The sequence below is a fragment of the Planomicrobium sp. MB-3u-38 genome, assembly GCF_002836425.1.
GTDB classification, from domain to species: Bacteria; Bacillota; Bacilli; order Bacillales_A; family Planococcaceae; genus Planococcus; species Planococcus okeanokoites.
In genome coordinates, this window is sequence record NZ_PJBO01000060.1 from 396,784 (window position 1) to 408,273 (window position 11,490).

Below are 11,490 nucleotides of genomic sequence, written 5' to 3' on the forward strand. Positions count from 1 at the left end.
TGTATTTAATTTGTTGCGTTTTTTGATTTTAAAATTTTTATACAAAATTTATCACATATAGATTCTTTTTTAGTGTTTCATGTGATTTAATGAATGAAGAAACAAGGATAGCATTACGATTAAATTTGGAAAAGAGGCTTCATATGTGCGGATTTACAGGATTTATAGGTAATACAGAAAATGCCGGATCTATATTGAATAAAATGATGGACCGGATCATACATAGAGGGCCGGATTCAGCCGGTGAATTTTTGGAAGGGGAAGCAGCTTTGGGTTTCCGCAGATTGAGCATCATCGATCTTGAAAGCGGCAGCCAGCCTTTCCATAATGAAGACAATACGCTTGTCTCCATGGTCAACGGCGAAATTTATAACTTCCAGGAACTGCGTGAAGAGCTGATCGGAAAAGGGCATGTATTCAAGACCCATTCGGATTGTGAAGTCATCATCCACGGTTACGAAGAATACGGCACGGCGATTTTCAGCCGGCTTCGCGGCATGTTCGCTTGTGCCATCTGGGACCGCCAGGAAAAGAAATTGGTTGTTGCCAGAGACATGTTCGGCATCAAGCCGTTATATTATGCGAACATGAACGGCGTTTTGCTGTTCGGCTCCGAAATCAAAAGTTTCCTTCCGCATCCGGCATTCAAAAAAGAAGTGAACCGGGATGCGTTGAAACCTTATTTGACATTCCAGTATTCTGTTATGGATGAGACTTTCTTCAAAGGCGTTTTCAAGCTGCCAGCAGCCCATTTTATGGTGTATAAAGAAGGCCAGGTGTCACTTGAACGTTATTGGGAACCTTCTTTTGATGTAAACGAGAAACCTTTGGAAGAAACAGTGGAAGAAATCGACAGCGTGATTCGAGAATCTATCCAAGCACACCGGATCAGTGATGTAAAAGTCGGTTCTTTCCTGTCCAGTGGTGTAGATTCCAGTTATGTGGCTTCTGTCCTTAAACCGGACAAAACATTCACAGTCGGTTTCAGTGATAAGAACTTTTCGGAAATCGACAATGCGCAAATCTTATCTGATGAACTGGAAATCCAGAATATCAATGAAGTCCTTAATTCGGATGAATGTTTCAGCGAGCTGGAGCAAATCCAGTATTTAATGGATGAACCACATTCGAATCCATCGATTGTGCCATTGTATTTCCTGGCTCAACTTGCGAAAAAAGATGTTACAGTCGTTTTGTCGGGTGAAGGAGCGGATGAATTATTCGGTGGTTACGATGATTATGATGTTCGCCCGAATCTGAAGAAATACAGAAAGCTGCCAGCTGGCTTGCGTTCGGCTGTTGGTTCTGCAGCAGCAAAACTGCCGGAGATGCGCGGCAAGCAATTTTTGATCCAAGGCGGCTTGCCGGTAGAGAAGTGGTTTATCGGCCAAGCCAACGTATTCCCTGAACACGAAGCGGCTCGTATGCTTAAGCCCGCTTACCAGACTGGCCCCACGGTAGCTGAAATCGTGCAGCCCGTTTATGACCGTGTCAAAGGAAAAGATGATTTAACAAAAATGCAGTATCTTGATTTGAATCTTTGGCTGGTAGGGGATATCCTGTTGAAAGCCGACAAGATGAGCATGGCCCATTCCCTTGAATTGCGTGTACCTTTCCTGGATAAAAAGGTGATGGAGACAGCATCCCGATTGCCTGCCCATTACCGCATTGGCGCGAATGACACCAAATATGCGATGCGGCTCGCGGCTCGCCGGGCACTTCCGGAAGTTTCAGCCAATCGCAAAAAGATGGGCTTCCCTGTGCCGATCCGTAATTGGATGCGTGAAGATAAATTCTATCAGCAGATCAAGTCCTATTTCACTTCGGACGAAGCGGCAGAATTCTTCAATCAGAACGAGCTCCTTGCTCTTTTGGATGAGCATTACACGAATAAAGCAAATAATGCCCGTAAAATCTGGACCATTTTTATGTTCCTTGTTTGGCATAGACGTTATTTCGTTTCTGAACAGCCAGACGTGGTTCAAGTTCAAGTAGGCGAAGAATCAGCATTGGTATAAAACAAAAAGGGGTTATCAGATATTCATCTGATAACCCCTTTTTATATCATTCATATAATTTCATGACTGTTGGCAGAAGCTCCGCCAATTCATGTGCCACGAGCGTATGCGCGGAGCGGGTTTTGACCCATTCATCGGCGCACGCCCCGTGGAGATGGACAGCATTCAGAACCGCGTGACGCCAGTTATCATGGCAGCAGAGCATGCCAAGCACCATGCCTGTCAGTGTATCGCCGGTGCCGCCTTTTGCAAGTGCGCTGTTGCCGGTCGGATTCAAATAAATTTCGCCGTCCGGAAATGCGATGACAGTGTTCTGCCCTTTTAGCACTATGGTGACACCTAATTTGGCAGCCCAAATTGCGGCATGATGAGCGCGCTGGTGTTGAAGTTCTTCTGCCGGAACTCCTGCGATCCGTGAAAATTCACCCGGGTGCGGCGTCAATATGACGGGAGCTTCAGTTTTGCCGTATGCTCTCTCAGACAGGGCACCGGCATCCAGCACAAGTGGTTTTCCGCCTCGGAGCAGGTGCCCGACTGCAGCTTCAGTTCTTTGATCCGGCAGCATCCCTGGACCGATTGCAATAGCTTTATAAGAGTCCAGGTCAAGGTCAGGATCGTTAATGCGCTCCATCAATTCTGGCTCGAAAGTCGCTTCCGGCACATGGGAGGAGATTGGTGCTATGGATTCCCTGGCTGTTGCCACCGCTAATTTACCAAGCCCGCTGCGCATCGCTGCAGCAGACGCCAGGATTGCAGCGCCAGGCATTCCTGAACTGCCGGCAATCAATAGAGCGGTCCCATATGTACCTTTATGGCTTTCCGGGTGGCGATGGGGTAAGTGCCTTTTGACAAGATCTTTTGACCAAACAGGGATGTTATCCATTCAGTTCATCCTTCCTCTTTGCTATATAGAAGAAATAGCCTTATTAAAGGCGTATTAAACAAAGCAAGCTGACTGAACTGCTTGAAAAATAATGGAACGGGTAAAGGACAGTAAACCTTAACAAAGGAGTGAAACGAATGCCAGATAAAAAAGAGCAGCAAAATAACGGAGAAGATAGGGAAGAACATTTTACTGGAACGCCTGAAGAACGATTACCGGATCTGGAAGCGGAAGATATACAGAATCAGCAGAAAGAACGCGCTGAAAAAGAAGAGGACTCAGACAACTGAGAAGATAAATACAACAAACCGCTCCCATTAGACGGAGCGGTTTGTTGTATGTCGGGGAACATAAATATTTATCACTCAAAATGGGCATTTATGGAACTTGCTGTATTTATTTAAATGCGTTTTTGATGTAAAATTAGAATGTGTTTAAATGTCAGAAATATTTGAATATTAAAGGAGGATGACAAGAAGTATAATATTTTTCAAATGCTAAAATGCCAACCGTCACCAGAAACTATTCGGAGGCGATCCAGATGGAAGAGAAGGCGAAAGCAGAGTTTTTCCGTAAATTCAATGCCGCTTTTTTTAATGGAGATCAGGAATTCATTAATAGCCATGTCACGGAAAATGTGACCTGGTCGATTGTCGGTGCAGAACCTGTTAAAGGGAAGCAGGGGCTATTGGACGCTGCTTTCGGTGTAGCAGACTTCAGCAATATGGAATACGAGATTGAATCAGTTATTTGCAGCCAGGGCGAAGCTGCTGTTAAAGGGGTCAGCCGCCGTAATGATGATGAAGGGAATGTCCGCAATTTCTGCTATTGTGATATGTATACATTGGAGGGTGAACATTCTGAAAAAGTGAAAAGCATCATTACATTCGTGATTGAACTGGAACCCAAGCATCAAGCAAATAGTTATTGAAAAGTTTTTATTTAAACAGATAAAAGTGATGGAAATAAGAAATTAGCCTGTCTGCCGCTGCACTTGTCTATGGTAAACTGAAAGATGCAATCGAACAGGGAACTCAAGGGTGGTTGGCCATCCCCGGAAGAAAGGGGGTGGTGCATATGACGGTTTATGAAGCATTGATGTTTGCAGTAACTTTCGCAAGCCTGATGCTCATGGTCACGTCTTCAAACCAAAAAAAATAACCCGCCCTTGAGTTGGTAGCTCTGCGGGTTATCCTTATTAAGTAACCTAATGGCTGATCTCCCTTGTTGGGACCTGTCGATTGCTTGCTGTCCGGTGTTGACGCACCGGGCGGCTTTTTCTTATACATACTATTATATACCCAGCAGCTTGAATTTCAAGCAAATCGGCTGAAATTACTGAAAGGCGGGTTCAGGTCATGAGAAATCGGGCTGGTGTGATTATAATCGAAAACGATCGATTGGCATTGATTGAAAGAACTCGGAACGGATATACCTATTACGTCTTTCCAGGCGGCGGCATCGAAGCAAAAGAAACGCCTGCAGAAGCTGCCAAACGTGAAGCTTTGGAGGAACTGGGCCTGGAAGTGGAAATTGGTGAATGCTTTTTCGAACTGTCAGGTACGGCGGAGGAATCTTATTTTCTGGCTGCAGTTACAGGCGGGAAGTTTGGAACGGGCGCCGGCATGGAATTTACAGAACGCGACCCGGAGCGGGGAAGCTATAAAGCTGTATGGGTGGCCAGGGATACGCTGCCGTCGATTACACTGTATCCAGAAGAATTGGCTGCAAAATTGTGCCAACGTACAGAATAACCCCTTGGACAAGGAAAACCTTGTCCAAGGGGTTATTTTTTATTGCTGTGATTTCCATCGGAAAATTAAACCTTTAAAACTTATTTGTCCATTAATTGCGTTACATAATTCTTCACATCTTCAGCAGTAGCCAATGCCAAAATGGTATCTGTGTGGTTCTCCATTTCAGCTTTCGACAAGCTGGCGATCATGGAGCGGGTTTTTAATATGGATGATGCACTCATTGAAAACTCATCGAGACCGAGTCCGAGCAAAATGGGAACAGCCATTTCTTCACCAGCCATCTCTCCGCACATGCCAGCCCATTTGCCCTCTTTATGCGCTGCGTCAATAACCATCTTGACCATCCGTAGAATTGCGGGATTAAATGGCTGGTATAGATGTGAGACGTTCTCATTCATGCGGTCGGCAGCCATCGTGTACTGGATCAGATCATTGGTGCCGATGGAGAAGAAGTCGACTTCCTTAGCGAAAAGGTCAGCCATTACCGCTGTGGAAGGGATTTCGACCATTATGCCGACTTCGATATCCTTGCTGAAAGCAATGTTTTCAGCAGCAAGCTTCTCTTGTTCTTCCAACAGCAATTGCTTGGCCTGCCTGAATTCATCAAGAGTGGCGATCATCGGAAACATGATCTTCAAATTGCCGTGGACACTTGAACGAAGCAAAGCCCGCAGCTGTGTCCTGAACATATCCGGCATTTCAAGGCAAAGGCGAATGGCGCGAAGGCCAAGAAACGGGTTCAGTTCTTTCGGCAAATCCAAATAAGCGAGTTCTTTGTCCCCGCCGATGTCCAAGGTACGGACAACAGTGGGTTTTGTTCCCATTGCCTTCAGTACATCAGAATAAATTTCATATTGCTGTTCTTCAGTCGGGAAACTGTCTCTGCCCATATACAAAAATTCGGTCCGGAAAAGGCCGATTGCTTCAGCGCCGTTTTCAAGCGCGGATTTCACGTCTTTCGGTGAACCGATATTAGCCGCCAGTTCCACTTTAGAGCCGTCCGAGGAAACAGAAGGTGAGTCTTTCAGACCGGCCAGAAGTGTTTTCCGTGTTTCAAACTCTTCTTTGCGTTTTTTATACGATTCGATTTGCTCTCCGGTGGGATCTGCAATAATTTTCCCTTCGATTCCGTCGATTATCAGCAACGTCTCATCGGCCAGGCTCTCCATCAATTTTTTGACTCCGACAACTGCCGGAATTTCCAATGTTCTCGCTAAAATGGCTGAGTGTGATGTCCTGCCGCCTATTTCAGTCAAAAAGCCCTGGATGAATTCAGGGTTGAACTGGACAGTGTCAGATGGCGTAAGATCCTCCGCCAACAGGATCACTTTTTCTGAGATCAACCCTGGGTTTGGAAACTTCACTCCCAGTAAATGTGCCAAAACACGGTTTCGGACATCCTTGATATCCGCTGCCCGTTCTTTCATATAGTCATTGTCCATCGAAGCGAATATATTCATGAACATTTCCGATACTTCATGAAGGGCAGTCTCAGCATTGACCCGGTCCGTTTCAATTTTCTCAGTGATCGGCCCAATCAGTTCCGGATCACTTAACACCATGAGATGGGCACCGAAAATCGCTGCTTCTTTAGGGCCGATCTGCGTTTCTGCCTGTTCTTTGATGAGTTCCAGCTCTTTTGAAGAAACAGCTATCGCTGTCTGGAACCGCTCGATTTCAAGTGCCGGATCATCAATTGTGTTTCTGTCAAATTCCAGAGAAGGGCTTTCGAGCCGGTATGTCTTTGCTATGGCAATTCCGTCAGAAGCCGCAATTCCATATAATTCCGTTGTCATTGGTTTGATATTCCTTCAGCTTTCATCGCTTCTTCGATTTTAGCCATCGCTTCTGCTTCGTCTTCACCGTCCGCTGAAATTGTAACAACCGAGCCTGATGAAATGCCGAGGGACATGACACCTAATATTGATTTCAAGTTTACTTTCTTGCCTTTGAATTCCAATTGGATATCAGATTTGAATTTGCTCACTGTACCAACCAGCGCAGATGCAGGGCGCGCATGCATACCCGCTTCGTCTGTAATGGTGAATTGTTTTTCAGTCATTTAAATTCCTCCTAAATATAATTATAAGTTCATTTTCAATAGTATAAACCACTGTATATCAAAGAACCAATGATAGAAAATGAACGTTTTTGATTGCTTATGAATGATTATGATTGATTTTGGAAGCGATTTCAAGTAATATCTACTTAAAATTACTAAAGCAGGTGATTGAGTTGTTAACCAACGAGCGGCATGACTATATTTTACGAATGCTCGAAGAAAAAAAGACAGTGAAACTGCAGGATTTGGTTGAAGTGACGGATGCTTCCGAATCGACTTTACGCCGAGACCTGACTGAACTTGAAAACATGGGGAAACTTGAACGTGTTTTTGGCGGGGCGGTTCTCCCCGGCCGGAATTTGCAGGAACCGAGTATTGATGACAAGTCGACCCGCAATTTGAAGGAGAAAAAGTCGATCGCTGAATACGGGGCTTCATTTGTTCAGGAAGGCGACAGTGTATTCCTGGATGCGGGTACGACCACGCTGCAAATGATCCCCTTTATAAAAGATAGGAATCCTGTCGTAGTGACTAATGGGCTGCCGCTTGCAGTTGCGCTGAATGAAGCTGGCATCACCACCTATTTGACCGGTGGGATGTTGAAGCCGCGAACCGGCGCATTCGTCGGAGCTGGTGCTTTAGCTGCGCTCGGAGCCTATCATTTCGATATCTGTTTTCTCGGTGTCAATGGCATCCATGCCGATTATGGCTATACGACGCCGGATCCGGAAGAAGCCGCCGTCAAGAAGAAAGCAGCTTCCCATGCGAGAAAGACCTATATACTGGCAGATCACAGCAAAGTGAATAAGGTTAGTTTCGCCACAATCATGGATCTCCAGGATGCTGCGCTGATTGTCGATGGAGTGCCAGCTGAAACTTTGCAGGAATATAACAAAATTACAACTGTAAAGGTGGTTGAAAAATGATTTATACATGTACCGTATCACCATCGATTGATTACACGAATTACTTGCCCGCATTTAAAATAGGCGGCTTGAACAGAAGTGAAAAAGTGAATTATTACCCGGGAGGAAAAGGGATAAACGTTTCCAGAGTCTTGAAGCGTCTCGGAGTCGACAGTATCGCTTATGGATTTGCCGGAGGTTTTACGGGCCAGTTCATCCAGGATTTTCTGGCAGCTGAAGATGTGCGGACAGACTTTATCGATACCGGACAGATTTCACGGATTAATATCAAGATCAAAGCCGGGGAAGAAACCGAATTGAATGGACCAGGACCGGAACTGAGCAACAGCCATCTGCAGGAATTGAAAAAGAAAGTGGAAAACATCAAACCCGGTGATTGGTTCGTTCTTTCCGGCAGCATACCAGACACATTGCCGATTGATTATTTCATCTCATTGGGAGAGACCTTGCAGAAACAGAAAGCTCGCTTTGTCTTGGATACGTCAGGTAAAGCATTAAGTGAATTGATCGACAGCCGCCCTTTTCTCATCAAACCGAATATCGAAGAATTGGCGGAATTGTTCCAGACAACCATTCAAAATAAGGAACATGCTGCGGAATGCGCGTTTCAGCTTACTGCCAAAGGCGTCGCCAACGTCATTGTTTCCATGGGGGCTGACGGGGCCATGCTGGTTGACCGGGAACAGGCTTATTTTGCTGAAGCTCCGACAGGACAGATGGTCAATACCGTAGGAGCGGGTGATTCACTCGTTTCCGGCTTCATCGCTTCATTGTCGAAAGGCAGTTCAAAGGAAGAAGCATTCCGCTACGGCATCGCAAGCGGCAGTGCAACGGCTTTCAGTGATGATTTGTGCAGGAAAGAAGAGACAGAAGCATTATTGGATCAAGTAAAAGTTCGGCCATTTAAAAGACTGGATGTGAAAAAATGAGAATTACGGATTTATTGACAAAAGAAACGATTGCCATGGATTTAGCAGCCGGTTCAAAAGAAACGGTGATTGATGAATTGGTGAACCAGCTGGATGCAGCAGGGAAGTTGACGGATAAAGAAGCGTTCAAAGAAAATATCTTAGCGAGAGAACAGCAAAGCACAACGGGAATTGGTGAAGGAATCGCCATTCCACATGCAAAATCTGCAGCAGTCAAGCATCCTGCGATTGCATTTGGACGCGCACTTAACGGCATCGATTTTGAATCGATGGACGGCCAGCCGGCAAATTTATTCTTCATGATCGCTGCAAGTGAAGGGGCAAATGACGCACACTTGGAAGCCCTGTCAAGATTGGCGACATTTTTAATGGATGAAAAGTTCCGCGAAAAAATCCTGGCTGCCGACTCAAAAGAAGCTGTTTTGCTTGCGGTGTCAGATAAGGAAACTGAAGTTGAAGGACCGGAGGAAGAAACTGTGGCAACCGACGATGTGCCAGATACTGCGGGAAAAAGGATTTTAGCGGTCACGGCCTGTCCGACAGGCATTGCCCATACGTATATGGCGGCTGAAAAATTGAATGACCGTGCAAAAGAGCGGGGCATTTCACTGAAAGTCGAAACAAATGGGTCAAGTGGTGTAAAAAATCGTTTGACTGCTGAAGATATCGCGGCAGCTGATGCGATTATCGTAGCCGCTGATACCAAAGTGGATATGGCCCGTTTTGACGGTAAACCGGTCATTCAGACAGCAGTCGGGAAAGCCATCTATGAAACAGATAACCTATTGGACCGTGCTGTTACAAATGATGCACCGGTCTATAAACACGATAAGTCAAAGGATGATGCAGCTGAATCAGAATCCAAAGGCGGCTTTTACAAACATTTGATGAATGGTGTATCGAATATGCTGCCATTCGTAGTCGGAGGCGGAATCCTGATCGCTATTTCGTTTTTCTGGGGAATAGACGCTACAGATCCGACAAGCCCCAATTACAATGAATTTGCTGCAATGCTGAATACAATCGGCGGCGGAAATGCATTCTTCCTGATGGTGCCGGTTCTTGCCGGTTTTATCGCAATGAGTATTGCTGACCGGCCAGGTTTTGCACCAGGCATGATTGGGGGTCTGATCGCCATTACCGTTTCCGGTGTTGATGAAGTCAGTGGCGGTTCAGGTTTCCTTGGTGGTTTGATCGCCGGGTTCCTGGCAGGTTACGTAACGCTATTGGTGAAAAAGGCTTTCGCCGGTTTGCCGAATGCGCTTGAAGGTTTGAAACCGGTTCTATTCTATCCGGTGTTCAGCATTGCTATCACAGGTATCATCATGATGCTCGTCAATCCACAGCTGACAAGCGTTTATACAGGAATTTCTTCTTTCCTGGAAAGCCTTGGCGGTACGAACCTGGTGCTGGTCGGTTTGCTTTTGGGCGGCATGATGGCGGTCGATATGGGTGGACCGGTCAATAAAGCCGCGTATACATTCGGTATCGCCATGCTCGATGCCGACAATTTTACATTTATGGCGACAGTCATGGCCGCAGGCATGGTTCCACCGCTTGGCATGGCAATAGCTACTACATTGTTCAAGAAGAAATTCACGAAACCTGAGCGTGAAGCAGGTAAAACAGCATACGTTCTCGGGGCATGCTTCATTACGGAAGGTGTGATTCCATTTGCAGCGGCCGATCCAGCTCGTGTCATTCCGGCATCTATAGCTGGAGCGTCGGTCACAGGAGCTCTTGTCATGCTGTTCGACATCGGATTACGTGCTCCACACGGCGGCGTGTTCGTAATGGGCTTTGTCGAAGGCGGAGCCATGAACGTCCTGCTCTATGCCCTGGCCATCATCATTGGGGCAATCGTTGCTGCATTGACAGTGGGTATTCTGAAAAAGAATACGGTTACAGCCTAATTAATATGGAGAGCTCTCATAACTATGAGGGCTCTTTTTCTATCTTAAATATGTAATCCGTATGCTAAAATAAGGAAAAATATTATTGATGTCATACAAGACTTTTTGGAAGTAGAGGTGAGAATGTGTTTTTGAAACGAATAAGCTTGCTAAATAAAGACAATGTCGACGCAACACAATTTCCTTTCACGATTCCAGCCATCGAAAACTTTGAAGAACTGGAGCTGACAAGTAATATCACTTTCTTTGTAGGTGAAAATGGATCCGGGAAATCCACGCTGCTGGAGGCAATCGCCGAGAAATGCGAATTCAATTCAGCTGGCGGCGGGCGCAATAATACATACAATGTCCATGCTTCCCATTCAATATTGGGGGAACATATCCGTTTGTCTTGGATGCCAAAGATTACGAATGGTTTTTTCATGAGAGCGGAATCTTTTTATCATTTTGCCACTCATATCGATGAACTGCAAAAAGACGGAGCCGATGTATACAGAAGCTACGGCGGACGCTCTTTGCATGAACAATCTCACGGGGAGTCGTTCTTTTCATTGTTCCAGAATCGCTTTAATGGACGGGCCATTTATCTCTTGGATGAGCCGGAAGCTGCATTGTCACCACAGAGGCAATTGGCATTTTTACGGATTCTTCATGATTTGACGGTTAAAGAAGGCTGCCAGTTTATCATTGCTACACATTCTCCTATTTTGCTGGGTTATCCGGAAGCCTCAATATTAAGTTTTGACGAAGGGAAAATAGAAGAAATTGACTATGAACAAACGGATCATTATCAAATCACGAAATATTTTCTCGATCATCGTGAAAAATTCCTGGAGGAAATTTTGAAGGATGAACCAGAGGAATAACTCTATATATCGAGGACAAGGAAATAGCCGCCTGGTTCTGTGCGGCTTTTTTGCTTTCATATTGATGAATATATAAATGGTTTAATTTAAAACGGTTAAAGCGTTCGTAAAGGTATCTGGAAAAAAGCGGACGTTC

11 protein-coding genes are annotated in these 11,490 nt (G+C 45.5%); 8 read left to right on the forward strand and 3 right to left on the reverse strand.

The genetic code is table 11. The annotated features are described in order from the left end of the window. The first annotated feature begins 143 nt into the window (after positions 1 to 143). On the forward strand, positions 144 to 2,018 hold the full coding sequence (asnB, locus tag CXF70_RS13125) for an asparagine synthase (glutamine-hydrolyzing) (RefSeq protein WP_101803025.1): 1,875 nt from the start codon (positions 144 to 146) through the stop codon (positions 2,016 to 2,018). 46 nt (positions 2,019 to 2,064) lie between these two features. Here the strand turns inward: asnB and CXF70_RS13130 are convergent, their stop codons facing one another. Then, positions 2,065 to 2,901 carry an NAD(P)H-hydrate dehydratase gene (locus CXF70_RS13130; protein ID WP_101803026.1) on the reverse strand — a complete coding sequence of 279 codons (837 nt, stop codon included), beginning with the start codon at positions 2,899 to 2,901 and terminating at the stop codon, positions 2,065 to 2,067. A gap of 137 nt (positions 2,902 to 3,038) precedes the next feature. Here CXF70_RS13130 and CXF70_RS18220 point away from each other — a divergent pair, with 137 nt between their 5' ends. From CXF70_RS18220 to CXF70_RS13140, 3 genes are all read left to right on the forward strand, one after another. Next, a complete protein-coding gene (locus CXF70_RS18220) occupies positions 3,039 to 3,191 on the forward strand; it encodes a hypothetical protein (RefSeq protein WP_158241197.1) in 153 nt (50 codons plus the stop codon). Positions 3,192 to 3,442: 251 nt separating this feature from the next. Further along, on the forward strand, positions 3,443 to 3,832 hold the full coding sequence (locus CXF70_RS13135; protein ID WP_158241198.1) for a nuclear transport factor 2 family protein: 390 nt from the start codon (positions 3,443 to 3,445) through the stop codon (positions 3,830 to 3,832). A 427-nt stretch (positions 3,833 to 4,259) separates the two neighbouring features. Next, positions 4,260 to 4,655: an NUDIX hydrolase gene (locus CXF70_RS13140; RefSeq protein ID WP_101803028.1), complete on the forward strand. Its 396-nt coding sequence runs from the start codon at positions 4,260 to 4,262 to the stop codon at positions 4,653 to 4,655. 80 nt (positions 4,656 to 4,735) lie between these two features. Here the strand turns inward: CXF70_RS13140 and ptsP are convergent, their stop codons facing one another. Together ptsP and CXF70_RS13150 are read right to left on the reverse strand one after the other, a co-directional pair. Further along, entirely contained in the window at positions 4,736 to 6,454 is a 1,719-nt protein-coding gene (gene ptsP, locus CXF70_RS13145) for a phosphoenolpyruvate--protein phosphotransferase (protein WP_101803029.1), read from the reverse strand. Next, entirely contained in the window at positions 6,451 to 6,720 is a 270-nt protein-coding gene (locus CXF70_RS13150; RefSeq protein ID WP_084245833.1) for a phosphocarrier protein HPr, read from the reverse strand. Before CXF70_RS13150 ends, ptsP begins: the two co-directional genes overlap by 4 nt. Positions 6,721 to 6,893: 173 nt before the next feature. On the opposite strand from CXF70_RS13150, the gene CXF70_RS13155 reads away from it, so the two are divergent. From CXF70_RS13155 to CXF70_RS13170, 4 genes are all read left to right on the forward strand, one after another. After that, on the forward strand, positions 6,894 to 7,646 hold the full coding sequence (locus CXF70_RS13155; RefSeq protein ID WP_101803030.1) for a DeoR/GlpR family DNA-binding transcription regulator: 753 nt from the start codon (positions 6,894 to 6,896) through the stop codon (positions 7,644 to 7,646). Next, positions 7,643 to 8,575 (forward strand): 1-phosphofructokinase, encoded by a 933-nt coding sequence (gene pfkB / locus CXF70_RS13160; protein ID WP_101803031.1) that lies wholly within the window; start codon positions 7,643 to 7,645, stop codon positions 8,573 to 8,575. Before CXF70_RS13155 ends, pfkB begins: the two co-directional genes overlap by 4 nt. After that, positions 8,572 to 10,488, forward strand: a complete 1,917-nt coding sequence (locus CXF70_RS13165) for a PTS fructose transporter subunit IIABC (protein ID WP_101803032.1) — start codon at positions 8,572 to 8,574, stop codon at positions 10,486 to 10,488. The genes pfkB and CXF70_RS13165 overlap by 4 nt, the downstream gene beginning before the upstream one ends. A 125-nt stretch (positions 10,489 to 10,613) precedes the next feature. Continuing rightward, positions 10,614 to 11,354, forward strand: coding sequence for an AAA family ATPase (locus CXF70_RS13170; RefSeq protein WP_101803033.1), 741 nt, complete (start codon positions 10,614 to 10,616; stop codon positions 11,352 to 11,354). The last annotated feature ends 136 nt before the right edge of the window (positions 11,355 to 11,490 follow it).